We start from the raw sequence: 26,133 nt of genomic DNA on the forward strand, positions 1-26,133 counted from the left end.
GTCCGGGCGGGCGTGCGGCCTCTCCGGGCCGGTCCCGCCCGGCCACCCCGCCGCACCATCGAACGGATGCAACAGAAAGTTGCCCTGAGGGCTCCCGGGACGCAGGCGACATCATCCCGGGCGTGGTCAGCTGTCTGGATCAGGATTCGCTTCTAGGACCACCAAATTTCCGGAGGTGTTCTGCTCAATAAGGCGGTCGAAGAGAGTCGCGTTGGACGCATCGAGTTGTTCGTTGAATCCTTCAGAAGTCGCAACTTCATAGTTAATCAGCGGCTCAACCGTTATCCATGTACCGTCCCACTTGTTCGACTCCAAGCGTGTACGCCACTGGTCCGCTGGGTCTTTGGCCTCCCACCCGTGCGTTCGTAGGAGGCCCAGGGCCTTGTCAAGGGCATCACGGAAGCCTGAGCCGCCGACGTCGACCACCATGACGTCTGCGATCTCGGTGTGGCCGTCCCAATACCATTCAGTCGTGGTTGCCGCCAGCACCCTTCCTGTACTCCGCAGGTCACCGACGACTTCGGGAGCAACCCGCGATTCGCTGGGAAAGAACTCGGAACGGCATCCGGTGACAAGTGGGGTGACGAGCGCGAATGCCAGCGCCACGTAGACGAGGCTAGTTCTCATCGGGAACATGTCCTTCTACTCCAACCAGTAGCGGAGCGACTCACCTCGTGCCTCGGAGATTATCGACGACTCTAGCTTGTATGGCGTTGTTATGGCCCAGAGGCAGCAGCAAGGCTAAAGCAGGCCTCCGGCGGGAGCGCTCCGGAATCGAGGTGATCGCCACAAGTGACTTGCCGTTGACTGGCTCTGACGCTTATGGCTCCGCGGAGTTCTTCAGAGCATGGGCCGCGCAGCCTGGCTTTCGGCTCGTGAAGTAACCGGCGGCTACCCAGTTGGCCCACACAAACGAGGCCGTGACGACGCTGACTTCGATGCTCCCCAGAGGTGGCCGCGGCGGTCGGCTGCCGCACCGACCACAAACGCTTCGACCGGGGTTGCCGCGCCGCCGCACAGATGCAGCCCTCCCGATCGCCATTGCATGGCCGGTCACCGCACGTGGTTGGGGGCGATCGAAGGGCCAGGGCTTCGTTCCTCAGCCCTGGCCCACCGGGCAACGTGGTTGCGGACTGCTCCAAGCCAGGGCATGTCCCTGAGCTGCGGGCGAGTCGCTAGATGCAAGTGTTAGTGCTCTTCCCCGCGCATGAGGAGTCCGTAGAGATCCCAGCCCTGTGGGGTGGGTGATCCAGGTGGGCAGTCCGCGATATGGAGGGTGGCTCTGTCATACAGGCTGTGGGTCTGGAAAGAGCAATTGTCAAATCCTGTGTATCGATGAGTGTGGTCGGACTTCCCAGGTCGGCCGTTGGAGCTGATCGTTGTACACGATGATGTCGGCGTGGTCGGTTGGGCGGGCTGTGGCGAAGTAGAGCTGTTGGGAGGGGATATAGCGGTTGCGCCAGGACCGTTCGATTTCGGCGGTGTCGGCGGTGGATCCGGCCAGCGCTGTGCTTCGGTCCCGGGCGCGATCTACCGTCTGCTCGAATGGGACGGAAACGAAGATACGCAGGTCCCACCGGTCGATGAGTTCTGGGCGCAGGAGGAAGACGCCGTCGAAGAGCAGTACCGCGTCTGCGGGGGCGGTCGTGGCCGGCGGGGACGATGGGGTGTCGGTGTCTCTGTCGTAGACCGCGTGTTGGAACCTTCGGTCTCCGCCTGGGCCCAGCGGATCGAGCAGGACCCGGCACAGCGCGGCGTGGTCGTGGGCGTCGAAGTAGCAGCCTTCGGCCGAGTACTGACCGCGTCGGAGCGCTGTGCACGGGGGAAGAGGAAGTCGTCGATGGTCGCGCGGATGACGTCGCGGTCCTGCGCGCGCAGGACGACGGCGAGTTCGTCGGCCAGCGTGGTCTTGCCGGCGGCGGGCGGCCCGTCGATGGCGACCCGCAGCGGGTGCGCGGCCGTGACGGACCTGATCGCCTCGGCCAGCCGACTGATGAGCTCGCCGCGGGTGCCTTGGTCCATTGCCGCCTCTCTCACGTTACCTCTGTTTAGCACCGCACGTCAGGCTGCGGTCGCCGGCTCGCGTTCGACGAGGACGCCTCGTTCGAAGCGGGCTCTACGAAGTCGGGGACGGAACCGCCTGGGGGAGTCGGCCATCCAGCTTGTAACCATGCTTGATCGAACCCTCCCGCGTCCCATGGCGCACGGGCAAGGGACGTCATCGTGTCGATGAGAGCAGGCGTCAGGGGGTGCCACGCGAGTGCCATGGGCCTACAGTCTCGTCCTTCGAGCCGTAGCCCGCCACAGTCGGCCACTGACGTGCCCGTTGCGTGCCCGATGGGGCGGGGAACAGGGGGACAACGGGCAGTAGCGGGACGCGCCATCGGTCCGTTGAGCTGGGATTTCGCAGGCCATGCAAGATCCGAGTGCGTCTTTGCGAGCAGATGATCCATTGGCTGCGAAAGCGTGACGGCCGGCGCACTCCCATAGGGCTCACCGGTAGAGGGCAGACTGGGCGTCCTCTCGCAAATTCTGCGCCACACGTTTGGCGGCCTTGTCGAGTTCTGCCTCGATCTGCTCCATGTTCGGAGTGGGCACCCGGGGCTCCGGGTGCTGCAGTGCCAGTACGCGTTGCATGCGTAGGTGTGTCGGCGGGTGGGTCGTGTCCACTCGTGCCTTCTCGACGCGGGCGGCATCGCGGCGTTGTTCCAGTTCGGCATCGGAGACGGCATTCGCGCGGGACCGGATAGTCGTCCACAGGTTCTCAGTTCCGACGGCCACAGCGCTGGATTTGAGGACGCTGCTGACGGAGGGGGCTCGGGTGGTCAAGACGTCCAGGAGTGAGGCTGCGGCTGCGGAGCCGGCTACCTGGGCTTGCATCTCGTCGGCACGGTATTCGGCGTGCTGGGAGGAGTGATTCAGCAGGAGTTCCAGCAGGAAGGTCAAAGCACGGACAGGGACACCCAGGACGGCAAGGAGGCATTCGCCGATAAAGGCGGACACGCCATCACCGGGCCGCCACCCGAAACTGGTGAGCATGCGGAGTTGGTAGAGCGAGTGCAGGGCACTGCCGACGACGAGACCGTGTCTTGCGTCGCCGTTGCTGGAGTGGGCCATCTCGTGTGCCAGGAGGGCGACGCGTTCCTGTGGGCTGAGGATCAGCCAGAGCGGGTAGCCGATCTCCACCAGATGGCTGCGTCGCCAGCCGTAGGTACGGAAAGAGGCGTTGACTTCGCCGCTGATGGCGATCAGATCTGCCCGTGGCGCCCCTAACTCCACGGCGATGCGGTCGATGAGAGCGTACAGATGGGGAGCGTCGGAGCGGGTGAGGGGCATGGCGGAGGCAGGGAAGGGGACGGGTCGGGGACGGAGCAGCCAGGCAACATGTAGGGCCACAAGGCCGTACAGGATGCCGACTACGGTCAGTCGCGTAACCAGGTATATGCCGATGATGAGGAAAGCTGGCGCCAGAAGGTGAATCACGAAAGCGAGGACGTAGCCGATGGTGCGCGTCACGCGGCTGGTTGCTCGGAGCGGCTGGGCGGGGGCCGATTGAGGGGGCAAGCAAAAACCCGAAGCCTGCGGAGGCTCCGGAGACACAGTCGGTAATTCGTCGGGTAGATCGACGGGCATGGCGAACAAGGTGCCAGAACCCCAGAATGGCGGCAAGACACTACAACGAGGGCCGGTACGTCCCACGGGGTTCGAATTGAAGGAGTCGGGTTCTGAGGGACGGAGCGCCAGCAGACAGCGCGTCGCGGGGACCCGCGGACAGGGCCGCACGCCTCTGACCAGAGGCGGAGCACGTCAGTGGATTATGAGCCGAAATCTTCCAAACTGGTGGTGTGCGTTCCGGCTAAGCAGACACTGCACCGTCGAGAATCAACACTCTGGTGGATCTTCGCCGACTGCGTGGAGCGCATCGATGTACCCGCCACCGACGTCGAACCGCGTGATGTCCGTCGTCTTGTTCGCTGAGCACATGAGTGCCCAGTCCGCTGCCGGTCCGATCTCCTGGAGACGTAGTCGCTTCTTGCGAGTGATCCCGCGAGCACGACCGATGTAGCAGATATGTGGGTCGATCCTCTCGATGTAGACAGCCATGAGAGGAAACGCCTTGGTCAACGTTGTGATCAGGCCCGTGGTGGAATCCAGGTCGATCCCTGCCAGAGGCTGGGAGTGCTCCCCGCGCAAGATAAGGGCGCGATGGGTCATGGTCGAGCCCTTCCAGCTTGAGCGCGTGGCGTGCTCGATGTCGCGGAGGCGTATAGCCGAGTAGCCGTCGAGATGAAGTTGGTCAGAGATGGTGTGCAGCAGTGCCCACTTGCGGCCAATGCCCACCACGTAGGCATCAAGTCGATCCGCACAGTCGATCTCACGGCGGACCCTCACGGGTTCACCGGAACGCCTTGCCCTCTTCAGGTCCGTGAGAATCGTCCCCTTAGACCGTGACTCATTTGGTCATGCGGCGGTAGCAAATAAGGGCAGCGGCGATGGCAACGAAGGACGCGAAGTGGTCAGCGCGGCGTTCGTAGCGCCGGTGAAGGCGTCGGCAGCCGGCCAGCCAGGAGACGGTCCGCTCGACCACCCAGCGGTGGCGGCCGACGCCATCGTGACCGCCACCGACGATGACGGCAGCTGGCGGCTGCTCATGGTCGAACGGTCGGACGGCCACGGGTGGGCCGTCCCCGGCGGCTATGTGGAGCCCGGTGAGGACCCCGCACACGCCGCGGTCCGCGAACTGGAAGAGGAGACCGGCCTGACTCTGGGCGGCGTGTCCTGGCGGGTGCTGCCCGCACGGTATGTGCCCGACCCCCGCGCCTCGGATGAGGCGTGGATGGTTACCGTGCCCTCGACCGTCCACCTCGACCCGCTCCCACACGGCGGCCTGCCTGCCGTGGCAGGGGCCGATGACGCCAAACGGGCCGCGTGGGTCCGGGCGGACACCTACACCGACCTGGCCGCCCACCTCGCGGCGGTCTACCGCGGGCGGGTGTTCGCCGCGCACCGGGCCGTGCTCACCGAGCTACTCGGCTGATCGTTGCAGGTCCCGCCCGACCCGTGCGGGCGGGGTGCCCGGAGCAGCCAGGAGCTTCACCATTTCCCCGGCACCGCCACGCCTCACGAACTCCAGTAACTGAGGAGGTTGGAAAACCCTCAATAGCCGACGCGGATTCGGCGCTGGAGCGACCCGGGTAAGCACACTTGCGGGACTAGTCGCCGGGTTCGCTCTGCGCGGCGGCGGGCGGAAGGACGACGCAGCGGCTTCGTCCGCGGCGACGTCGCGGAGTTCCTCGCGGGCGCCCGGCGCCGCGCACAACGCAGCGGCGCACAAAGAACCGCGGGGACCGGCCGTGACGGCCGAATCCCCGCGGGCGGGACGAAAGGGCGGTTACCGGCTCACTCGGGTTTCGGTGCCCGCCAGCACGTTGCCCGGGTCGGTGGCGACCAGGACGAACGACGCCCCGGAGGGGTCGGCGTACACGTTGAAGTTCGCCGAGCTGTCGCCCAGGTGGAACGACGCCTTCCCGCTGCAGTCGCTCTTGATGTTGTAGGAGAGCGTGATCGGGGTGTGGTCGTTCACCAGGGCGTCCTTCACCACGAAGGTGGCGATGCCGGTGCCGCCGCCCTTGCCGTCGAAGTAGTCGAGGCCGCCGGTGGAGATCGGGATGCTCTCGCCGCTCGGGGGCACCGACGTGCCGTTGGCGCCGAAGATGTAGTGCCCCTTCAGCGTGGCGTTGCTGCACTGGATCGTCGACTCGCTGGGCGCGGCGGCATCGGCGTTGGTGGGGCCGACGAACGTGAGGATACCCGCGGTGGCCAGGGCGCTGGCCGAGGCAAGGACGGCGATGCTCTTGCGCGGGCCGATCCTGGAGATGAGTGATCGGGACATGGGGCGCTCCACTTCTGGATGTTCGGGGGCGTGAAAGGCTCAGGCGCGCTGGAAATACTGACATCGTTCGCAAACCGATGCTTCTCCTTCTTTGCGGTCATGGTGGTTTGTTTCCGGCCGTAATAGCCGCCACCCGGGGAAGGCGGCAGGAAGCCCGCTGAGGAGAAGGAGGGGACATATGCTTTGTGACGCTGGCGCCGGGCGGAAGAGCAAGACCAGCACGGACAACGGCAAGGACAGCGACGGTACGCCTACGGGCACGACCGTGACGAACATCGTCACGGTTAAGGCCAAGGTCGGCTGCCAGGCCGACGTCATCAACGGCGACCTGACCATCCGGATGTGACATGGACATCACCTACACACACCCGGACGTGCTGACCAAAGGCATTGAGGATGGCTGGGCTGACCCCATCGCCGACCCGGCCCTGATCGACTAAGACCGTGACTCGTTTGGTGGTCACTCGTTGGACATGGCGTGGATGCATTCCTTCAGCGGCTGGTTCCTGACGAGTTGTGGGAGCTGTTTCAGCGCGTGGTTCCGTTGGCGCCCACCCGACCGCAAGGCGGTGGACGGCGGCGCGCAGATGACCGGATGATCCTGGCCGCGATTGTGTACGTGGCCACCACCGGGTGCGCCTGGCGACAACTCCCGCCGGTCTTCGGCGCCTCCTGGCAGACGGTGAACCGTCGTTTCGCCGAGTGGAGCGCCACCCGGGTATGGGCCAAGCTGTATCGGATCATTTTGGACGAGCTGGGCGCGCGCGGAGAATTGGACTGGTCGCGATGCGCGATTGACTCGGTCAGCGTGCGTGCCATGAAAGGGGGGAGCTGACAGGTCCGAATCCTGTCGATCGCGGCAAGGCCGGGTCGAAAATCCACCTCATCACCGAGCGGACCGGTCTGCCGATATCTGTCGCAATCAGCGCGGCCAACACCCATGACAGTCAGGGATTGGAGCCGCTGGTGCGCGGTATCCCGCCGATCCGCTCTCGCCGCGGACCGAGACGTCGCCGACCGGCGAAGCTTCATGGTGACAAGGGCTACGACTACCCGCACTTGCGAATCTTCCTGCGCGGCCGTGGAATCATCCCTCGCATTGCCCGCCGGGGGGTTGAGTCCAGCCGGCGTCTGGGACGCCACCGCTGGGTGGTCGAGCGGACCGTCTCCTGGCTGGCCGGCTGCCGACGCCTTCACCGGCGCTACGAACGCCGCGCTGACCACTTCGCGTCCTTCGTTGCCATCGCCGCTGCCCTTATTTGCTACCGCCGCATGACCAAATGAGTCACGGTCTTAGAGCGTGTTTGAGAAGATCGTTTATGGCGGGTTTCAGTCGCAGATATAGCGCGGTTGGCGTTGGGCGGGTCCTCCTCGGGTGAGGCGGCGAGCCATGCCGGCGATGGCGGCCCAGCGGATGATGGCCTCGGAGACGGCGGGGTCGCGTTCGTAGTCGCGGGCCAGGCGGCGGCAGGCGGTCAGCCAGGCCAGCGTCCGCTCCACCACCCACCTTCGCGAGATGACGTTGAAGCCGCGCTGGTCAGCGGGCTTGCGCACGATCTCCAGCGTGGTGCGCAGGGTGTCTCGTGCCCAGTCCACCAGCCGTCCGGCGAAGCCTTGGTCGGCGAAGACGTGCCGGATCGGAGTGGTCAGGTACGCCGACAGCAGGGCGGTCTTGGCGCCGTCGCGGTCCTGCCAGCTCGCCGCCAGTACCGCGACCGTGACGAGGAGGCCGGTCGTGTCGGTGATGATGAACCTCTTACGACCGTTGACCTTCTTACCTGCGTCGTAGCCGCGGCTGTCGCGGGCCACGGTGTCGGCGCCCTTGACGCTTTGGGAGTCGATGATGCCTGCCGACGGCTCATCGTCGCGTCCGGCCTGGCGGCGGGCTTTGACGCGCAGCTCGCTCAGCAGCGCCTCGGTAACACCGGCTTGTTCCCACTGCTGGAAGTACCAGTACACCGTCTGCCAGGGCGGCAGGTCGGTGGGCAGATAGCGCCAGGGGCAGCCGGAGCGCACCACGTACAGGATCGCGTTGACGATCTCCCGGCGCGGGTGCTTCTCCGGGCGTCCGCCGGTGTTCGGCTCGGGGAGTAAGGGCTCGATCAGCTCCCACTGTGTGTCGGTCAGGTCCGAGGGGTAGCGATCTGGGGGCATCCGGCCACCCTGATGGCATCTGTTCCAGCCGTCACGCCGCCACGCCGAACATGAACGATCTTCTCAAACACGCACTTAGCCATGCTTCTGGATCGTCCCACTTCGTGCGTCTGACGCTCATCTGATTTTCGAGTGATCCTGGATGATCACGCGGTCACCGAACTCCCCGCAGCTGGAGGCGGCTCACAGCGGATGAGCCTGATTCGCCCCAATATTCGGTGTTGTGCGTCACGGTAGGACGCTAGGTTCGTGCCGTGACCAAGCTCAACCAGATCCTCGCCGTTGAGAAGGGCGTAAAGGCCGACGTTCAGCGCAAGGTGACCGACGTCTACCACACGGTGCAGAAGACGCCTCTGCTGTCGGGCATCTCGCGCACCTACCAGCCGATCGACGACGAGGGCGAGCAGCTGCCGCCGGAGTCGACCAGGGTGCAGGTGAAGGTCGAGGACGCCGTGAAGGACGCGGCGGACGCCCTGACGCGACTGTTCGACGTGACCGCCACCAAGGACGTCGCGAACTGCTCGGCCAAGGCCGACGTCGTCGTAGAAGGGCGGGTTCTCCTGGAAGACGTCCCGGTCACGTACCTGCTGTTCCTGGAAAAGCAACTCGTCGACCTGCGCACGTTGATCTCGAAGCTGCCCACGCTGGACCCGTCCGAGACGTGGACGCTGGACGAGAACACCGACACGTGGCGCACCGAGCCGGTCAAGACCACCCGCACCAAGAAGGTGCCACGCAACCACGTGCTCGCGGAGGCAACCGAGCATCACCCGGCGCAGGTGCAGGTGTTCACCGAAGACGTGGTGGTGGGCTACTGGACGAAGGTCGCCTTCTCCGGCGCTGTCCCGCAGCGGCGCGTCAACGAGCTACTGGATCGGCTGACCAAGCTTCAGGATGCGGTGAAGTACGCCCGCGAGGAGGCCAACAGCGTCGAGGTCGCTGACCGGCGGATCGGCGACGCCCTGTTCGGCTACCTGCTCGGGTAGCCTGCGAAGACCCCCGCCCCATGCGGGCGGGTGCGCAAGGAGCGCAAGCTGAAGATGAAGCTCAGCCTGAACAACGGTGACAGCGGAGGTTCGATCCCTTCCCCCGGCACTGCGGGCCGGGGTAGCCCAGATGGTAGAGGCAGCCGATCAGTCTCAGATTCTCGCTCCAGATTCAGCATTGCCGTTGGATACCAGATCGATCGGGTGAAGGCAGTGATTGTCGAGATGCGGGTTCGACTCCCGCTGGGTGCTCCACGTGCGCCCATGGCTTAATGGCAGAGCGCGACATCGTAACGCCTGACCTTCGCTCTTAAACGCCGCTGGTGCCACGACATGACGGCTCACAGACCCCCGGGATTTAGGGCATTTCCCGGGGGTCGCTCCATGCGCGGCCGCCACGACCGCCTGGCGCTGGCCGAGCATGGTGACAGTTCGCGGTGACGCGCGCCGGTACGGTCACTCTGGGGCGGTGTATTCACCGCGGGCGACGCAGACGACTCGTCTCTGCTTGACGAAGATCCAGGGTTGCGCATCCGCACCCGCAATGACGGACGATGACTGCCGAGGACACCTGAGTCCAAGCTCCTCCGCAAGTTGTCCGTAGCGACAAGCTCTTACCGGGCGCCGCCGAGGAGTAGGAGCTGCCACCAGTGACGTGACTTCGCGCGGCGCCAAGGGCCGGCGAAGGTGTGCTCTGGCGTGTCCAGCTGCACGACCTTGTGGATCAGGTAGAGCCCGCCATGCTCGATCAGTTCGTAGTACACCGCCGTGCACGCGCAGGTGTGCTCGTGGACACGGTGCCGCTCAGGCGCGAGCGAGGTCCAGGTGAGGGCCTTGTGGTCGGGGCGAACGCGAGCCGGATGTGGTGACAGTCCCGGGCACTCCCATTCGATCGGAGCGGTGAGGTCCAGGCCAGGCTGAACGGCTCGGAGTTCATGCATCGAATATAGACCTCTCTATACCTCTGCAGATGTATCTAGGTGTTTTTGCAGGTCAGAGGGCATCTATGTTGTGCAGCGTGCCGGAGGAGAGCGACTACCCAGAGATCGACAGCGAGGGACCCGAACTCGTCTATATGGTCGTGGCGAACCACATCGCGGCCAGGATCGAACGTGGCGAGCTCAAGCCTGGGCAGCGGATCCCATCCGAGTTGGATCTCGCGGAGCAGTACGGCGTGGCGAGGATGACGGTTCGTCGTGCGCTGAAAGAGCTACGCGAGCGCGGCCTGATCCGCAGCGTCCATGGGAAGGGCACCTACGTTCAGCAGCCCAACCCTCCCGCTGGTAGCACCGAGGGATGAGCTGTGCTGTACAGCAACCAGTACAGCAACGCCGACTCACCCAACCACACGGGGACCGTCTGAGACTGCTGCTCAAGCAGGCGTGGACCTGATCGACCAGGCGTCTGCCCCGTTCTCGTAATGAAGTGGTCTGAGATTCAAGCGGGAAGGTGTGTTGGGCTCCTCGTTCTACTTCGCGCGCACCGTCACCTCTGCTCGCGGTGCACGGAAGGTCAGACGCATCGTGAAGGTATCCAATGTGAACAGGTCGCTGCCGTCCCAGTCGAAGCAGCTGACCTGGCCGGGCGGAGCATCGGGCTGGGTGGACACGCAGTCGTGTCCCTCCCGGTCCTCGCACCACTCGACGAGGCGGACATCCTCGAACCGGAAGACCACGACCGGCGTGCCGGCCAGCTCGGGTGGAGTCCACTGCGGGTCGTAGACGAACTCCAGCTCCAGCACCGGCGGCCGGCTGGGCTGATAGGTCAGGTGCCTAAAGTCGGTGTCGTGGAGGTAGACGTGGGCGCCCTCCGCGGTCAAGAACTCGTACAGCCCTGTCCTGAGGGTGACACCACGATCTTCGTCCTCGGCCACGCCGGCGAACCTGGTCACTGACATGAGGACATGGTCCTACAGACTGGAACGTCCTCGGCAGGCTACGGCGGAGCGGTGACAGCAGCGTCCCCGCACTCGGGCTCACCTTGACTACCGTCCACCCCCCTCTGACCACGGCGTCCGGCATCCGACGAGGACGATCGCTCCGCTTGAAAAGCGGAAGGTCGGCAGTCGTCCCGACATCAGTATCGACCAGTGAGAACGCCCCGAAGGGATTATGGCTTCGGGGCGTGTTCGTTGTGTTCGGCAACCCTGGATTGGGCTTAGGAGTTCATTTCATAGCGGTACCAATGGCGTGGGTCTCCGTCCTCGTGTAGCCACAGTGTCTCGTCTCTGCCGATCTTCCCTCGGGCCCAGCCGGTCGGATGTCGGTCGTGTGGCAGCAGCAGGTTCAGCCGGTCTGACTCGGTGACGGCCCCGCTCTGTCGGCGGCCCCTGCGGATCTCCCAGCGGAACCCGCCGCCCGCTCGGTGTTGATCGAGGAAGGCAATCTCAGCACCTGAGATGGCCAGACCGTGGCAGCGTGTGATGGGGTTCGGGGTGATGCTGCGGACGCCGTGACTATCGATCTCGATCAGCGGAAAGTCGGTGTAGGGGCAGGCGTGGACCACGTCGCGTCCGACGTTCAACGCGTAGCAGTCGCACCAGAAGACGTCTGGAGTGTGGAACGGCGCCATCCAAGGTTGACCACCGTCGCTGCCCCAGCGCGCCAGGCCGATCGCGAAGCCGTAGGAGCGGGTGCCGTCCGGGTTGGGGAACCAATAGTTCGACTCGTCGAAGTAACTGATCCAGATGGCGCCCCGGGCGTCCGTCATGAGTTGCTCGATGCCGTCACCGGCGTAGAAGGCAGACTGGATCTGGCCGCCTCCATCGATCACCCGGACGTTATGGGTGAGGTGTAGTTCGTCCTCTGGAACCGGCTCCTGGTAGCGCTCGATTTCGATGCCTACAGGCTCACAGCGGGCAGCGGCCAGCACGATGCCGTCGCCTAAGGTATCGATGTCGGTGAACCATTGGTCGAGATCTGTCAGCCGGATCTCGCGGGTCTCCGCGCCGTCGCAGACGACGGCGGTTGCGTCGTAGCGCGGGGGCGGCCGTAGCCAGAAGCGGTCAGGGGTGGGGACGAAGCCCTGGGCTGGGTCGGCGACCAGGGCGGCGAGCCGGCCGCGGTGGTCGATGGTCGAGGCCAGAACCTCATGTCGGGCGTAGCTGTCGGGGAGCGTCGCGTGGAGCGCGAGCCGGTGGTCAGCGACCATGGACCTTTCTCGTTGTCATTCCTTGATGATCGCATACAAGGCGGTGTTGAGTCGTCGTACGGTCGCCGGACTCTGCTCTCACAACTCCTGCTGACAGTAAGCTTCCTCCGCTGGGTCGCTTCTGATCGCTCCGAAGCGCGTCTCCGCTGGTCCTAGCCCGTACCTGATCTTGCTAACGCGAATGCTAACAACGTCCGTGTACGCGGGTGGACATCCTTGGAAGTCGATCAAGCTAGGGGAGTCGTCGAGCAGGCGTCCGTGACGGCGGTGGACACCCGTGGATAGTCTCGAAGTCCCTTGTAAACAGAAGGTCAGGGGTTCGATTCCCCTCGTCGGCTCGCAGCTCAAAGGCCCCTTCCGGTACTTGGAAGGGGCCTTTTTGATCTCTATACAGCAGTGCGGTACAGCAACCGCCGTTGATTGTGTCGGTGGTCTCCCAGCGCTGGCGATCTCTCGTCAAGGTGATCATCACCTACCGCGATGGACGGAACGCACCCGGCGTCACGCTTGAGCCTGAAGACGCCCAAGCACTCGCCGCCATGCTGGCGTTTCTGGCGCCCTCTCAGCAGACGGCTGGCCTCGGTATGGCCCTGCAGAGCGCGGCCGCAATCCTGTTCCAGCAGCGGGGGCGGGCGTCTGTGGGTCCGTTGGTTGGTGGCTTCAGCCCCTGGGCTCCTGAGCGCTGACCGACTTTAGACGGCCAGAACAGTGGAAGGCCCGGAAACACCATCAAGTGTTTCCGGGCTGGCACCTTACGGGTTGCGAGCTACTCGCCGGGCGGGCTGGATCGGGCGCTTGCGGAAATTTGCGCGGTCATGACGGTGGTGTGCGGTGCGTCTTTTATGCCTTACCAGAAATAACGTCTGATCAGGTTGAGGTGTGCTGAAGAATGATTTCTGCGACCCGGCGCGGTAACCCGGGTGACAGGAACGCATGTCCCATGCCCGCGATCGGCTCCAGTTGCGCGCCCGGGATCTGCGCGGCCACCGCCTCGCCGTGCTTCAGCGGGCGCAGCGGGTCCTCCGTACCGTGGACGACCAGCGTCGGGGCCTTGACCGAGGAGAGCGGGGCCAGCCGGTCGGGCTTCATCACGCGCCCGGCCAGGTCGTGGTTGGCCGCGGCCGCGAGGTTGCGCGAGGCGTCGTGTGACCCCTCGACCAGCCGCCGCGCCGCCTCCTCGTCGAAGGGCAGGACCTCACCGTTCAGTACCCGCCAGGTCTCCAGGCCGGCGGCGATGTTCTCCTCGCGGGTGGTGCGCGGCATGGTCGCCGAGCGCATGAGGTGCTCCAGGAAGCGGGGCGCGGGCGGGGGCAGGTCGTCAGGGTCCGGCTCCTGGCCTGCCAGGGCTCGCGCCCAGGCGGGGCCGGCGTCGGCGCCCATGGGTCCCGTCATGATCAGGGTGAGCGTCGCCACCCGTTCTGGCCGGTGCACGGCCAGCCACTGCGCCACCGCGCCGCCCAGGGAGGCGCCTGCCACGTGGGCGGTGGTGATGCCGTACGCGTCGAGCACGGCGATGGCGTCGCTGGCCAGGTCGGCCAGTGCGTACGGATGCGCGGTGAAATCGACGCAGTCCGAGCGGCCGGTGTCGCGGTGGTCGAAGCGGATCACCGTGCATCCACCGGACACGAGCGTTTCCACGAGGTCGTCCGGCCAGCCGAGGCCCGGGGTGGAGGTGCCCATGACGAGGAGCACCGCGGGATCGCCGGCATCACCGAATCGTTCGGTCCACAACCGCAAATTCCCAGAGGTTATGAATTTCGCTTCACTGGCAGCCATGGTCACCAATATAGCGAAACCTGGCATTTATGCGTCGAAATGTGAAATTTCACTTTTCATAGTATAATAGCTTTATCGCGAGCGAGCGAGTGGGCGTGGCGGATTCAGCGGTCGATTCCGAAATATCACGATTCGTAATGACCGCCAGCCGCTCCGCCAGGTCCGCCAGCGCCCGAGAGGCCGCCAGCTCATCCCCGATCCCCGATCCCCGATCTGGGACCGGCCGCCCGCGCGGCTGCTGGCGATGAAGATCCCCGACTGGGACGCCGAGGTGAAGGCGGCCTGGGTACGCGCCTCGGCTGGCCATGCCAGTGCGAGAGTCACGGCGGATGGCCGCGTACAGCTCGATCTTCGACATGCGAGGCACGACGGCTCCCTTACGGGCTTTAGCGCCTGGACACTCTCACCGCAACCAATCAAGCGCTGTCATTTCTCATCAACACACCCCAGCGCTCAGGGCCCCCGCTGTCACGGCTGACCTACAAACGCTGTCGCAACTCGCCTACAGAACCACCACCGCGACCGGCCGGCCCGGGGTGTGCATGGCGACCTCCGGGCCCGGTGCGACGAACCTGGTGGCGCCGCTGTGCGATGCCGCGATGGATTCGGTGCCCGTGGTGGCGGTGACCGGCCAGGTCATTCGCCCCCTGCTGGGCACCGACGCCTTCCAGGAGGCCGACATCTGCGGCATCACCAAGCACAACTGGCTGGTGCGCGCGGCCGTGGACATCCCGCGTGCGATCGCGGAAGCCTTCCACGTCGCCACCACCGGCCGCCCCGGCCCGGTCCTGATCGACATTCCCAAGGATGTCCTGCAGGAACATGCGCCGTACGTGCGCCCGGAGCGGATCGACCTGCCAGGAGTGCCCCAGACGCCGCGCCCGCGTCAGGCAGGCACCGGCTAATGTTCTCGCGGCGGACTGGCGTGGTGGTGAACCGGCCCTCGGTGTGGCCTGACCGATGATTTTTCCGCGCCGTGCTGGTCTGTACGCCGAGTGCCGACTCACAGGAGGCTGACGCCATGCGGAAACTGACCTTCGGCATGAACCTGAGCCTGGACGGCTACATCGCCGCACCCGGCGACGACCTCGGCTGGAGCGTGCCGAGCGACGAGCTGTTCCAGTGGTGGTCCGACCGGGTGGGGGTGACCGGCCTGGCGCTGTACGGGCGCAAATTGTGGGAGACGATGAGCTCCTACTGGCCGACCGCCGACCAGCAGCCTGGCGCCACACCGGCGGAGATCGAGTACGCCCGCCGCTGGCGGGACATGCCGAAGGTGGTGTTCTCCTCGACGACCAGCACGGTCGATTGGAACACCCGCCTGGTCACCGGCGACGCGGTCACCGAGATCACCCGGCTCAAGGCCGAGGACGGTGGCCCCATGGACATCGGCGGCGCCACACTTGCCGCAGCGGCCATGCGGGCCGGGCTGATCGACGAGTACGTGCTGGTCACCGCACCGGTCTTGCTGGGCAGCGGCACGCCGTTCTTTACGGCCCTGGACAACTGGGTGAACCTGACCCTGATGGAGACCCGGACGTTCCCCGGCGGCGTACTCCTGACCAGGTACGAGACCAGGCGCTGAGTACCCAACCTCGGATCGGCCCGTGCTTCGGGCCACCCAAGGATCTCGTGGCACTGTGTTCCGAGGCGATCGTGATGGCAGTTGATGCCGGCGAAGGCCATCAGGGCGGCCTGCCCCAGGTCGGCGGGTCCGGCGCCGGCGCGGTTGGCGACGTCTTCGGCGCGGCCGGCGTGGCCTTCGGCGGCGCCGACCAGGGCGTGGGCCAGGCTGGCGACCAGCAGCTCGCGCGAGTCGGCGTCGGCTTCGTTGATCTGGACCATCATGCCGAAGCGGGCCAGGGCGTGGTTAAACCCGGCGCTGCGACGGGACACCGCCAGCTCGTAGCCGCGTGCCTCCGCCTTAACTCGACGGGAAGGCCGGCATCCTTGTCACGGCCGTCTGCGGGCTCAGCTCCGCACTTCACGAGAACTCGCGCCAGGAGGCGATCCCGCGGGCCGCGGGATCGCCTCCTGGCGTCTGAGCGGGTGCGGGCGCTATACCTCTTCGGCCACCCCCAGGTACATCACATTCGGGTGGGCGGGGTTGAAGGCGATGGAGGTGACCCGGTCGTAGGAGTTGTGGTTGATGGTGACGCGGTTCTTACGGGATTCGTACTTGTAGATGTCCGTGCCGATCGACGACCATCCGGTCCCGAAGTCGAAGTAGAGGACGTCCGCGTCCTTCGGGTGCGGGGCGAGCAGCGGTCCGTTGGGAATCGTGACCGCCCGGTTCTGGTCCACGACGGGGGTGAAGTTCCTGCCTCCGTCGTCCGAGCGGTAGATGTGTCGGCCGCCGGACGGCACGCCGGCATTCAGCTCCGCCAGGTTGAGCCCCATCGCCCAGACGACGTTCCCAGCGGCCGGGGAGATCGCGGCGCTGAACACGTTGACCTTGTCGCCGGGCTTGGTCATCCCTTCGGCCGAGGCCCAGGTGCGGCCGCCGTCGAAGGTGACGCGGGCACCGGTGTCCGAGGCGCCCAGCACCACGTGGTCCAGGTCGTGCGGGTCGAACACCGCGGTGTAGGACATGCGGGTGTTGCTCGGTGACCAGGCCGGCACCCCGACGGGCTGCCACGTGCGCCCGCCGTCCTGCGACTCGTACAGCTGGCCTTCGAGGTCGGACGTCCGCAGGCGGTCGCCGTTACTCCGGTCCACGCCGAGCCCGATCAGGTCGCCGGCCGGCGCGGTGAGGGGCGTGATGCCCTCGGGTGTGGTGAGCGCGAGGTTGCCGTCGCGGTCCCAGGCGTAGGCCCGGCTGCCCCGGGCCGCGACCAGCTCGATGTGCGAGCCGCTCACCTCGCCGGTCACGGTCCAGGTGCAGCCCGCGTCGTTCGAGGCCAACAGCTGCTTGTTGGACATGGCCAGCAACTGGTTCGGACTGTCGAGCGCGACGAGACCCGTGGTGTAGACGATCGGCCGCGCCGGCTTGGTGGTGGGCGCGATCTGCTTGCCGTCGTTCCACGCGTACGTCACAGAACCATCGCCGGCGACCGTCTGGCAGGTCGGCTGGCTCCATCCGAATCCGTCGAAGCCGTCGCCGGAGGGTTGGTCCCTCGCTATGGCGGGCGTGGCGGCCGACAGGACCGTCAGCGCGGTCGCGAGTCCGATGGTGAATGCCTTCTTCAACACTGCCTCCCCGACAGGTATGTCTTACGAGTCCGTTCCTATCGGTGAGTTCGATGCTCAGGCTAGGTCTTGATGGTGGCTGATTTACGCCATTGCAGGCATCTGACACACTGATCGATCATGAACGCGGACGACAACGCGCTCGCGGCGGTCGGGGTGGATGCCGAGGACGAGCAGATCTACCGCGAGCTGCTGCGCCGGCCGCGCGCCACGCTGCCCGAGCTGGCCGCGCACACCGGCCGCACCACGGTGGCCCTGCGCCGGGCGTGCTCGCGGCTCGAGTCGCTCGGCCTGGTCAGCCGCATGGCGGGGCGCCCGGTCCGGTACGTGCCGACCAGGCCCGACGTGGCGGTGGCCGCACTCATCTCCCGCCGCGAGGAGGGGCTGGCCCAGGCCAGGCTGGCCGCGCTCGCGCTGCTGGCTGAGACGCCGCGAACGGAGAACCTGGCCCCGGAGGAACTGGTCGAGGTCGTGCAGGGGCAGGCGGCCGTGGTGCAGCGGTTCACGCAGTTGCAGCAGACCGCGACCGAGGAGCTCCTGGTGCTCGACCGGCCACCGTACGCGCAGGACCCCTCCCAGCAGAACGCCCCCGAGATGGAGCGTCTCGCGCACGGCCTTCTGGTGCGCGGTATCTACGACGCCTCGGCCCTGGAGATCCCCGGCAAGCTGCGCCTCGCCCAGGAGTCGGCAGCGGCCGGAGAGCAGGCCAGGGTCAGCCCCGAGGTGCCCATGAAGCTGGCCATCGCCGACCGGAGGACCGCCATCCTGCCGCTGAGCGCCGACGCGTCCGCCCACTCGGACAGCGCGGTCATCGTGCACTCTTCGTCGCTGCTCGACGCGCTGGTCACCCTGTTTGAGGTCCTGTGGCGGTCGGCGCTGCCGCTGCCGATCTTCGACGCGCCCTCCCGCCCGGCGGACATGCCGGATCCCGAGCTGTTCGCGCTGCTCGCGGCCGGGCTCAAGGACGAGGCGGTCGCGCGCCAGCTGGGAGTGAGCCTGCGCACCGTGCACCGGCGGGTCAGCGAGCTGATGGACCGGCTCGGCGCCCGCACCCGCTTCCAGGCCGGCCTGCTTGCGGCGCGCCGCGGCTGGTGGGACGCGGATTCCTGACCGCCGTGGCGTGACCGGGCCGCCCGGCGTGCGCCGTGCTCCGTGGCGGAGAGAGAGCCGTTCGGGTGAGGGCCGGATACGTCGGATGCGCGTGAGTTCGATCGCTCCACAGAGGCTTTAAGCATTGATCGTTCCCCATGCGTTCCCGTTGGGGTGTGTTGACAATAGAAACCACTGGTCAGCGCGTTTTCGCGGCGGGTCTGTAAAACTGTCGGCTCAGCCTACGCAAGTTCGAACCTTGCACCTGCCACCAGCAGAAAGAGGCCCGTTACCAGCGGAAACGCGGTGACGGGCCTCTCGCGTTGATCGCCCGTGAGTTCCCGTGATTCCTCCTGGTTTCCCGTGGCATCTGGCATGGATCTGGCACGCGATCATTGGCAGTAACCTGCCTGAAGCCGAAGCGGCCCATAAGATGATCAGCCCCTGCAGACCTTCACACTTACGAGAAGGGCCTTGATGACTGGTTCGATCAAGCGTGTGCCGTTCGACGTGGAAAGCTACAGCCGTCGTTCCCGGACGGGACCGTGCTTCATCTGCGCGATCGTCAGCAGAGCTCCCGACCAGCCGGAGGAGATCGTCTACGACGACGGCGAGCACATCGCGTTTCTTGCACGCTTTGCCTCACTGCCGGGTTATGTCCTCGTGGCACCCAAAGCCCACATTGAACATGTCGTCCGAGACCTTACTGAGGACCAGTTCGTTGCGGTGATGCGGGTTGTGCGCCGAGTCGCTCTGGCATTGGAGGCAAGTGTGCCCTGCGAGCGAACGTATCTGTTGTCCCTGGGCAGCCAGCAGGGAAACGCCCACCTGCACTGGCACATCGCGGCCCTGCCACCTGGTGTGCCGTACGAACAGCAGCAATACCACGCCCTCATGGCAGAAAATGGGATCATCGAGCACACGTCTGAGGAGGCCGCAGCCCTGGCCGCCAAAATGCGGAATGCCTTGGACACATAGCTTGAGCGGCCTTCGTGGTCCGAAAGAGGCGTCCACTCGAGTGGTCTTTCAGGCCGCCTTAAGTAGATCATCCTGTCCATGCACAATGCGCCACGCGTTCCCCTGCTCCCGCTAGCTGCCGAGTCCGGGATTGTCAGGCGGGTTCTGTCAATGTCGGCGGGCGCAGGTCATGTCGTGCTCGCGGCCCGGCCGCACATCCGACACCCATAACGGCCAGCCGTCCGGGGCAGAGATGACCTGGACATTCCCGCCATGATGCTTATGCTTGCCCGACCACCAGCGATCGGCGCCATGGGGACCGGGAGTGCTGACCCGGTCAGTGGCGATCATGATGCCGTCGAGATTGACGTGCGTACGGCCTGCATTCTTGGCGCTTTCTAGGACTTGGCACAGGTCAGGTGCCATGGAAGCGAGAACGTCGATGCCCTCGTGCAGGTAGCGGTAGGCGGTCGTGCCGCTGATGCCGTGATCGATCGCGAGCTGCTTGATCCGGGTGTTGTCCAGAAACCAGCGCAGGATGAGCACGGCCTGGGTGAAGCAAGTGATCGCCCGACGGCCTCGCCGGGTACCGCGACGGTGGCGCTCCTCGCGCAGGAGAGCGGCCAGGAACAGCACGGTCTCCCGCTGGATGCTCAAGGTCGCGGTGTATGTGACACTTGTGGGCACGTGAAGCCTCTGGCTCGGAAGTTGATCTCTAGACAAGACCACTTCTACCAGGGGCTTTACGCTTTCTGATCACTTGGAGCGCCAGTCGACTTCGCCCGCTACCGAGAGCAACAGGTCGTTACCGGCAATGGCTCAGTGGCCCTTGGCGGACGTCTTATCGGAAGGGACTATGGGTGCCCCACGTCCGAGGCCGAGGTACCAACACCCATCGATCTGCGAGAGACGAATGGTCTCGCTATAGGTCCCTGCGTCGCTTACACCCCGCAAATGCGCTAAGGGTTCCTCGGGTCCATAGTCTGGTTCGAGGACAACATCTTGCAGGCGAATATTGATCCCTCCAAACTTTGCCATACGTCGCTCGATTTCCTTCGAGGCATCATTACGAGGTGGGATCAGCTTTGCAAAGGCCAATTTGTCGCGCTTGTTCATGGCGTCAATATAAAGATTGACGACTATTTGCGAAGACTCGGCACCGTCCGAAGAGGTGGCCCGGCTTGCGCAGGCGCAGACAACGAGCAGGCCAAGCGCGAGCACGATCGCCCATCGTGCTTGGCCTGGACTCAACATGTGACTTCCCTCACGTTCTATGGTCATGCCAAATGGTGTCTGGACGCTCGGCCTTGATCCTGCTCAGACTCTTATTTCTCTGATTGCTTGAGTGTGGACTCTGTGAACACTTTCCACGGGATGAAAGCTCGCATCTGCTGCTGCGCGGGTGCGTGGCACTTCGACTAGGAAATGCCCGCGGCGTGAAGGGCGAGAGGCAACTCCGGCCTGGAGTCGGTGCCACGTCGCTCGGCGGTGGAGTTTGGGGAGGTGGCTTGCAGGATGATCTGCGCGACCAGCTGGGGCGCGTCGTTCATCGGCACATGGCCGCATCCAGGCAGCCACACCATCCGCGCCATGGGGATCATGGCAGCCGCACGTGCCGCCTGGCGCGCCGGCAGGACGCGGTCGGCTGTGCCCCAGGCAAACGTCACCGGGAGGCCGGGGATGTCCCCGACGAACAGGTCCCGTGTGCGCCCGGCGCGCATGGTGGCCTGGAACCCGACCGCCTGGCGTAGAGCACGCAGCGACGCCACCACTGCCTCCGGCGTGGCCAGGTCAGCGCGCATGTACAGGGTGCCGGTCAAGGCCGCATGCCCCAGGATCGTCTGCGAGAGCCACGCCGTGATCGACTCCGGCAGGCGCGCGATCTGACGGGCCGCGTTCAGTACGGTAAAGGCGTACCACCGCTCGGTATGGCTCCAGAATCCGGCCGGGGCCACCGCAGTCACGGTGCGGGCGAGACCGGCCTGACCCAGCCGCAACGCGATCAGCCCGCCCAAAGAATGCCCGACCACGTGCGGCCGCTCCAGCCCGAGCGCGCTGAACACCGCACCCAGCCCCGCCACGACGGTGGGCAGGTCGTGGGGCAGACCGTCGGGCAGATCGGGGGATTCACCAAAGCCCGGCAGATCTACTGTGATCACCTCGTGCTCGGCTGTCAGCAAGGGCATCACCGCGTCCCACGCCTGCCGGTTCGCCCCGATGCCGTGCAGCAAGACCACCGGCTCGCCGGTTCCGCGCCGTTCGTACGCCACGGCCATCGGGGCCAGACCCGGCGGGCGTACCTTCACAAAAGGCCCCATGGCGGAGGGAGCCGCAGGCGGAATGGTCCTGCCACTGGTGACCAGCGGTGCGGGCATCGCCAGCACCGCAGCCGACAGTTCGCCGGCCCAGCCGCAGACCTTCCCGACGGCCTGCGTCCCTGCCCGGAGTAGGTCGCCCCCAAGGTGGGTGATGGGGGTGAAAGCGGATGTCACTGAGGACAACAACGGAACGTTCCACATCGCGGCGGGCCTTCGCCCATCCCTCCCTACTTCGGTCATGGGGACACCAAAGTCCGGCAACCTTAACTCCCCATCAACGGCAAACACGAGTCATGTCATGGCAACAGGCGAAATTTTTACCTTTGAGTCGGGGTGACCGGGAAAATTTCGGCCTCCCTGGAGGTCCGCCCGCGTCACCTCAGACGCGGGGGCACCGGATCGAGGGTGACGTTTCGCATGCCGTAAAGCAGCAGCCTGCACGTATGGGTGCTGCGGATTGGGTAGCGGCACTACGCAGCGTCGGCTCGTGGCGCACGCACCGGTCGGCAGCGCAGCAAACGATCACAAACGGGCCTCAACGGCCCGATTCCTAGAAGAGATTGCCGGGGAGCACCTATGACGCTCACCGATCAGATCAAGAAGATCACCGAGTCCAAGCCGTTCTACGCAGTCGCGGGCGCGGGAGGCTACGCCGTCGACAACCTGCGCACGCTGCGTAATCGGCTGAGGAAGCAGCTTGGAGCCCGCCGGGGCAAGGTCCGCGAGACTGCCAAGGAACTGCCGGGCAAGGCACGCGAAACCGTTGCCAAGAGCCTGCCCGGGAGGGTCCGCAAGTACGCAGACACCACAGCGACCAAGGCGAGCAGGCTCTACGACGATCTCGCCGTCCGCGGTCGCGAGATGATCACCAGCGTGAGCCACGAGGCCGCGCAGGGGCTTAGAGAAGTTTCCGCGACGGCCAAGCCTGAGCCCGCCTCGAAGGAGCGCAAGGCGCCAGCCACAAAAGCCACACCAAGCGCCAAGAAACCCACAAGGGCGTGAACCCGGGCCATTCGGCCCCGTACCCGATTCTGGCCGCTGGCCGAAAGACACCCGGTCAGGCTGCCCAGAATCACAAGGATGGCGAAGACGCGGAGCGGTGGCCGCAGGTGTGTGAACGTCATGGGACGACGTGATCGGATACGGCATCGTTTATGGAGAGAAGCGCGGTGTCACGTTCGGGTCACAGGTGCGGCGGAGACGACTCGAGGGTCCCAGGTCGAGAGGTTTCGTGCGGAGCGTCTTGATCCTGCTGGCCCTGGTCGCCGCTGCCGTGAGGCTTCTACTTCTCGGGCCTGGCGGACCTGCGGTGCGGATCCTCTTGCCACCGAACCCGGTAGATGCTCGCCCGCGAGGGCAGCGGCTGGTCACGTCCGTGGACGTGACCCCGCATTCCTGAAGACGCCTCTTCCTTACCGCTCAGGCAAGAACCGACCGCTCCAGCGTGTTCAGGCGTATGCCGACACCAGTGTGGACAGCCTGGACGATGTCGGCTGCTTTGATCTCCGCGAGGCCGATGGGAACGTCGGCATGCTCATCGCACCAATCCACGACCGCTTCCGGATCGGTCACCGGCGCGGCGAAGTGCACCAAACTCACGTACCAACGGTCACGTACCCACGACTCGAAGTCCCCCACGCCGCGGAAACGCAGCGATTGAGCGAACCGCCTTTGCAGGGTCACAAGGTTGTCGTCAACGGGGTAACCGACGGCGAGCACCCCGCCTACATGCGGGCTCACTCCACGCAACTCAATCCGAACCGGAGGCAACCCCGCGACAGCCTCACCCAATGAGGCCGCGTACGCAAGACGGCATGGATCATCATCCGGAACAACCTGACGGTAGCGTTCCAGCGACCGCAGAGTGAAGTGGAGAGTCTCACACCCGTGTATCCAGTGGCCGGGTCCGGCAGCTTCGCCCACGGACTTGGCCAGGTCCGTTAACTGTTCAAGAACAAGACCGACGGGCCGCAGGACCGCAGCGGCCCCCCATCGTGCCCCGCCTTCGACCGGAGGCCGTTCGTAGTCGGCTTTACCCTCAAGGAGCGCGACACGCCCCCTGGCGAAGAAATCGGCGTAGTCATGCATCGAAGAAAGTATGCAATGGATCAAGCCCCCGGCGGGGGCGCTCCGGCTCCGGGATGACCGCCTGCCATCGCCGAAGGCCGCACGTGGCTGACGTAGGAAGCCTGATCATCCCCCCGCCATCGACCCGGGACAAGCCGAGCAGACCAGGGCCACGGAGCCAAGGTCGTTCCTCCAGTTTGGGGGCTCCACCTTGTCCCCGTGACCCTGGCCCGCTTCCCCCGGGCCGGACGACGGCAGTGGGTGGGGAGCCGCTGGACGCGCAGGCCAAGACCTACTCCTCCTCTTCGTAGTGCCACTCCTCAATCACCCATGGCTGCTCTCGGCGCGGCGTATCCACACGGGAGAGACGCGGTTTCGGCCACGCTCGAATCGAGATCTACGACGTGCGTCACATCGAGTGTCGGCCTGGACGGACTGTGCCGTTGCGGTGAACAGGCCGGTGGCGGCGACAATCACCGGCCCGGCGGTCATCCAGCGGGTCCATCGAACGTCAAGTTCTGCTCCTCGGATCAAGGGTTGGTCCGCGCGGCGAACTGGGCAAGATGAATGCTGGCATCTCGGTTCTTTCGCCTCGCGTCCTGGAATTTCTGAACTACATTTCGCATCACTTGCCGGAATGCTGGGCAGGGCGATGAGTTTTGTCGGTGGTGCCGGTCAGTCTTTGCATGACCACAACTTCTTGTGAGACTCACGGCTGGGACGCCAGCCATGACCATGTCATGTCCGACGACCCCGATAGAGGTGCCGTGTCCAGCCCACAGCTCGACTCACCTGCCATATCCGCGACCGCCGTTTCAGGTCGCACCCCGGCCGTGATCCGGCTGCTGGTGCTCGCCACGTTCGTGGTCATCCTCAACGAGACGATCATGATCAATGCGATCCCGCGACTGATGGGCGCGCTGCACATCACCGAGCAGACCGCGCAGTGGCTCTCGACCGCCTTCATGCTGACCATGGCCGCTGTCATCCCGATCACCGGATGGTTCCTGCAGCGGGTGTCCACCCGCCGCGCGTACGCCACCGCGATGGGTTTGTTCCTGCTCGGCACGGCGCTGGCCACCGTCGCGCCGTCGTTCGAGGTGCTGCTGGGCGCCCGCATCATCCAGGCGTCCGGGACGGCCGTGATGATGCCGCTGCTGATGACCACACTGATGCAGGTGGTGCCCGAGTCAGACCGGGGCCGGGTGATGGGCAATGTCACCATGGCCATCTCGGTAGCGCCCGCCATGGGCCCAACGGTCTCGGGGGTGATCCTGCAATTCGGGTCCTGGCGGCTGCTGTTCGCCGTGGTGCTCCCCATCGCCGCCGTGATCACATGGCGTGGCCTGAAGCAGCTCAAGAACGTCGGAGAGCCCCAGTTCAGCACCGTCGACTGGCTGAGTGTGGTGACCGCGGCTGCCGGCTTCGGCGGCCTGGTCTACGGGCTCAGCCGGTTCGAGGGCGGCGACGTCCGTGTTGCCGTCGCGTTCGTGGCGGCCGGCCTGGTCGCCATCGCCGTCTTCGTCGTCCGCCAGCTGTCGTTGCAGAAGCGCGGCGTGCCGCTGCTGGACCTGCGTACCCTGCGCCACCGCACCTACACGGTCGCGCTGGTCCTGATGTCGGTGGCCTTCATGGCGATGCTCGGCTCGATGATCTTGCTGCCGCTGTACCTGCAGAACGTCCGCGAGCTCAGCGCCCTGCAGACCGGACTCCTCGTGATGCCGGGCGGCCTCGCGATGGGGCTGCTCGGCCCGGCCGTCGGCCGCCTGTTCGACCAGTTCGGCGGCCGGGTTCTGGTCATCCCCGGCGCGATCGGAATCACGCTCGCGCTCGCTGGTTTCACCCAGGTCACGATGACCATGCCGTTCTGGCAGCTCCTCGGTCTGCACGCGCTGCTGATGGTGAGTCTGGCCGCGACCTTCACCCCGGTGTTCACCGTCGGGCTCGGAGCAGTTCCACCGTCGCTCTACTCCCACGCCAGCTCGATCCTGAGCACGCTGCAACAGGTCTCCGCGGCCATCGGCACCGCGCTCGTGATCACCGTGATGAGCGCGCGAGCCGATGTCCTGAGATCCGCTGGGGCCCCGGAGGCGCTCGCCAACCTCGACGGCATGCGGCTGGCTTTCATCATCGGCGCGGTGCTGTCCGTGGTTGTGGTCGTCACCGCCTTGCTCCTGCCGGCCCGAGCGGACAGCGCCGGCGAGCACGAGGGGCTCGGCCGATGAAGCCGGCGTGACGGCGGTGGAGTGGGACGCTTCAATCTCTCTTGTCGGGTGGGCTGTGCCTGCCCGACAAGCAGCAGATCAACTTCGCCGCCGCAGATGCCGGACGGACCGTGACCATCTGGGCCGACGCTCGCAGCATCCACGTACTACCCGAAGGCCACCTCGCCCCTCCCGGTGAGGTTTCGTCTCGGTCGACCAGTGACCCCTTTTCATCCCCTGGCGGTGGTCTGCTGGTCACAGCCATATGTATCCATGGGGTTAAGTCAATCGACCTGGCGGGGTTGGCCGGAAGCGCGTGATCGTATTCCCTGGAAAGATCCCCGACGTGA

Annotated in this window: 25 protein-coding genes and 3 pseudogenes; 12 read left to right on the forward strand and 16 right to left on the reverse strand. The window is 65.6% G+C overall.

Annotated features, from left to right (window positions below):
* Nucleotides 1–126: 126 nt before the first annotated feature.
* The 4 genes and pseudogenes from ABZ297_RS15035 to ABZ297_RS15050 form a co-directional block, all read right to left on the reverse strand.
* Nucleotides 127–606, reverse strand: a complete 480-nt coding sequence (locus tag ABZ297_RS15035; RefSeq protein ID WP_355345153.1) for a hypothetical protein — start codon at nt 604–606, stop codon at nt 127–129.
* A 1,887-nt stretch (nt 607–2,493) separates the two neighbouring features.
* A complete protein-coding gene (locus tag ABZ297_RS15040) occupies nt 2,494–3,516 on the reverse strand; it encodes a M48 family metallopeptidase (RefSeq protein WP_355345156.1) in 1,023 nt (340 codons plus the stop codon).
* Between the two features lie 366 nt (nt 3,517–3,882).
* Complete coding sequence (locus ABZ297_RS15045) at nt 3,883–4,392, reverse strand: hypothetical protein (protein ID WP_355345158.1); 510 nt, start codon at nt 4,390–4,392, stop codon at nt 3,883–3,885.
* 61 nt (nt 4,393–4,453) lie between these two features.
* A pseudogene (locus tag ABZ297_RS15050) lies at nt 4,454–4,606 on the reverse strand (transposase); the annotation flags it as partial.
* A gap of 45 nt (nt 4,607–4,651) precedes the next feature.
* Here ABZ297_RS15050 and ABZ297_RS15055 point away from each other — a divergent pair.
* On the forward strand, nt 4,652–5,038 hold the full coding sequence (locus ABZ297_RS15055; RefSeq protein ID WP_355345161.1) for an NUDIX domain-containing protein: 387 nt from the start codon (nt 4,652–4,654) through the stop codon (nt 5,036–5,038).
* Between the two features lie 354 nt (nt 5,039–5,392).
* On the opposite strand, the gene ABZ297_RS15060 is transcribed toward ABZ297_RS15055, so the two are convergent.
* Entirely contained in the window at nt 5,393–5,893 is a 501-nt protein-coding gene (locus ABZ297_RS15060; RefSeq protein ID WP_350808170.1) for a hypothetical protein, read from the reverse strand.
* 178 nt (nt 5,894–6,071) lie between these two features.
* Between ABZ297_RS15060 and ABZ297_RS15065 the strand changes: the two genes are divergently transcribed.
* Both ABZ297_RS15065 and ABZ297_RS15070 read left to right on the forward strand, forming a co-directional pair.
* Nucleotides 6,072–6,239 (forward strand): hypothetical protein, encoded by a 168-nt coding sequence (locus ABZ297_RS15065; RefSeq protein ID WP_350808172.1) that lies wholly within the window; start codon nt 6,072–6,074, stop codon nt 6,237–6,239.
* Between the two features lie 132 nt (nt 6,240–6,371).
* A protein-coding gene (locus ABZ297_RS15070) for an IS5 family transposase (protein WP_355345165.1) occupies nt 6,372–7,177 on the forward strand; the annotation gives its coding sequence in 2 pieces (ribosomal slippage) (nt 6,372–6,723 and nt 6,723–7,177; 807 coding nt in all).
* A gap of 45 nt (nt 7,178–7,222) precedes the next feature.
* Here ABZ297_RS15070 and ABZ297_RS15075 read toward each other — a convergent pair.
* Complete coding sequence (locus tag ABZ297_RS15075) at nt 7,223–8,047, reverse strand: IS5 family transposase (protein ID WP_355345168.1); 825 nt, start codon at nt 8,045–8,047, stop codon at nt 7,223–7,225.
* Between the two features lie 254 nt (nt 8,048–8,301).
* On the opposite strand from ABZ297_RS15075, the gene ABZ297_RS15080 reads away from it, so the two are divergent.
* Nucleotides 8,302–9,033, forward strand: a complete 732-nt coding sequence (locus ABZ297_RS15080; RefSeq protein WP_355345171.1) for a hypothetical protein — start codon at nt 8,302–8,304, stop codon at nt 9,031–9,033.
* 614 nt (nt 9,034–9,647) lie between these two features.
* Here ABZ297_RS15080 and ABZ297_RS15085 read toward each other — a convergent pair.
* On the reverse strand, nt 9,648–9,974 hold the full coding sequence (locus ABZ297_RS15085) for a hypothetical protein (protein WP_355345174.1): 327 nt from the start codon (nt 9,972–9,974) through the stop codon (nt 9,648–9,650).
* 77 nt (nt 9,975–10,051) lie between these two features.
* On the opposite strand from ABZ297_RS15085, the gene ABZ297_RS15090 reads away from it, so the two are divergent.
* Nucleotides 10,052–10,333 carry a GntR family transcriptional regulator gene (locus ABZ297_RS15090; protein ID WP_355345177.1) on the forward strand — a complete coding sequence of 94 codons (282 nt, stop codon included), beginning with the start codon at nt 10,052–10,054 and terminating at the stop codon, nt 10,331–10,333.
* 168 nt (nt 10,334–10,501) lie between these two features.
* Here the strand turns inward: ABZ297_RS15090 and ABZ297_RS15095 are convergent, their stop codons facing one another.
* On the reverse strand, nt 10,502–10,930 hold the full coding sequence (locus ABZ297_RS15095; protein ID WP_355345180.1) for a hypothetical protein: 429 nt from the start codon (nt 10,928–10,930) through the stop codon (nt 10,502–10,504).
* A 260-nt stretch (nt 10,931–11,190) separates the two neighbouring features.
* Nucleotides 11,191–12,183 carry a hypothetical protein gene (locus ABZ297_RS15100; protein WP_355345183.1) on the reverse strand — a complete coding sequence of 331 codons (993 nt, stop codon included), beginning with the start codon at nt 12,181–12,183 and terminating at the stop codon, nt 11,191–11,193.
* 416 nt (nt 12,184–12,599) lie between these two features.
* On the opposite strand from ABZ297_RS15100, the gene ABZ297_RS15105 reads away from it, so the two are divergent.
* On the forward strand, nt 12,600–12,869 hold the full coding sequence (locus ABZ297_RS15105; protein WP_355345186.1) for a hypothetical protein: 270 nt from the start codon (nt 12,600–12,602) through the stop codon (nt 12,867–12,869).
* Nucleotides 12,870–13,050: 181 nt separating this feature from the next.
* On the opposite strand, the gene ABZ297_RS15110 is transcribed toward ABZ297_RS15105, so the two are convergent.
* Nucleotides 13,051–13,914 (reverse strand): alpha/beta fold hydrolase, encoded by an 864-nt coding sequence (locus tag ABZ297_RS15110; protein WP_355345189.1) that lies wholly within the window; start codon nt 13,912–13,914, stop codon nt 13,051–13,053.
* A 94-nt stretch (nt 13,915–14,008) separates the two neighbouring features.
* On the reverse strand, nt 14,009–14,317 hold the full coding sequence (locus tag ABZ297_RS15115; RefSeq protein ID WP_355345192.1) for a dsRBD fold-containing protein: 309 nt from the start codon (nt 14,315–14,317) through the stop codon (nt 14,009–14,011).
* A gap of 160 nt (nt 14,318–14,477) precedes the next feature.
* Between ABZ297_RS15115 and ABZ297_RS15120 the strand changes: the two are divergent.
* Together ABZ297_RS15120 and ABZ297_RS15125 are read left to right on the forward strand one after the other, a co-directional pair.
* Nucleotides 14,478–14,822, forward strand: a pseudogene (locus ABZ297_RS15120) (thiamine pyrophosphate-binding protein); the annotation flags it as partial.
* Nucleotides 14,823–14,980: 158 nt separating this feature from the next.
* Nucleotides 14,981–15,544: a dihydrofolate reductase family protein gene (locus ABZ297_RS15125; RefSeq protein ID WP_355345195.1), complete on the forward strand. Its 564-nt coding sequence runs from the start codon at nt 14,981–14,983 to the stop codon at nt 15,542–15,544.
* A 473-nt stretch (nt 15,545–16,017) separates the two neighbouring features.
* On the opposite strand, the gene ABZ297_RS15130 is transcribed toward ABZ297_RS15125, so the two are convergent.
* Nucleotides 16,018–17,148 carry a hypothetical protein gene (locus ABZ297_RS15130; protein ID WP_355345198.1) on the reverse strand — a complete coding sequence of 377 codons (1,131 nt, stop codon included), beginning with the start codon at nt 17,146–17,148 and terminating at the stop codon, nt 16,018–16,020.
* A gap of 120 nt (nt 17,149–17,268) precedes the next feature.
* Here ABZ297_RS15130 and ABZ297_RS15135 point away from each other — a divergent pair, with 120 nt between their 5' ends.
* Nucleotides 17,269–18,258, forward strand: coding sequence for a helix-turn-helix transcriptional regulator (locus tag ABZ297_RS15135; RefSeq protein ID WP_355345201.1), 990 nt, complete (start codon nt 17,269–17,271; stop codon nt 18,256–18,258).
* 456 nt (nt 18,259–18,714) lie between these two features.
* On the forward strand, nt 18,715–19,215 hold the full coding sequence (locus tag ABZ297_RS15140) for an HIT domain-containing protein (protein WP_355345204.1): 501 nt from the start codon (nt 18,715–18,717) through the stop codon (nt 19,213–19,215).
* Between the two features lie 165 nt (nt 19,216–19,380).
* Here the strand turns inward: ABZ297_RS15140 and ABZ297_RS15145 are convergent.
* The 3 genes and pseudogenes from ABZ297_RS15145 to ABZ297_RS15155 form a co-directional block, all read right to left on the reverse strand.
* Nucleotides 19,381–19,881, reverse strand: a pseudogene (locus tag ABZ297_RS15145) (transposase family protein); the annotation flags it as partial.
* Nucleotides 19,882–20,013: 132 nt separating this feature from the next.
* Nucleotides 20,014–20,310, reverse strand: a complete 297-nt coding sequence (locus ABZ297_RS15150) for a hypothetical protein (protein WP_355345207.1) — start codon at nt 20,308–20,310, stop codon at nt 20,014–20,016.
* A gap of 302 nt (nt 20,311–20,612) precedes the next feature.
* Complete coding sequence (locus ABZ297_RS15155; protein ID WP_355345210.1) at nt 20,613–21,752, reverse strand: alpha/beta fold hydrolase; 1,140 nt, start codon at nt 21,750–21,752, stop codon at nt 20,613–20,615.
* Between the two features lie 336 nt (nt 21,753–22,088).
* Here ABZ297_RS15155 and ABZ297_RS15160 point away from each other — a divergent pair, with 336 nt between their 5' ends.
* Nucleotides 22,089–22,514, forward strand: a complete 426-nt coding sequence (locus ABZ297_RS15160; protein WP_355345213.1) for a hypothetical protein — start codon at nt 22,089–22,091, stop codon at nt 22,512–22,514.
* 417 nt (nt 22,515–22,931) lie between these two features.
* Here ABZ297_RS15160 and ABZ297_RS15165 read toward each other — a convergent pair whose 3' ends face one another.
* On the reverse strand, nt 22,932–23,600 hold the full coding sequence (locus ABZ297_RS15165; RefSeq protein ID WP_355345216.1) for a hypothetical protein: 669 nt from the start codon (nt 23,598–23,600) through the stop codon (nt 22,932–22,934).
* A gap of 746 nt (nt 23,601–24,346) precedes the next feature.
* Here ABZ297_RS15165 and ABZ297_RS15170 point away from each other — a divergent pair.
* On the forward strand, nt 24,347–25,804 hold the full coding sequence (locus tag ABZ297_RS15170; RefSeq protein WP_355345219.1) for an MDR family MFS transporter: 1,458 nt from the start codon (nt 24,347–24,349) through the stop codon (nt 25,802–25,804).
* Nucleotides 25,805–26,133: the final 329 nt, after the last annotated feature.

This window comes from Nonomuraea sp. NPDC005983 (genome assembly GCF_040614375.1).
In the GTDB taxonomy this organism is placed as follows: domain Bacteria; phylum Actinomycetota; class Actinomycetes; order Streptosporangiales; family Streptosporangiaceae; genus Nonomuraea.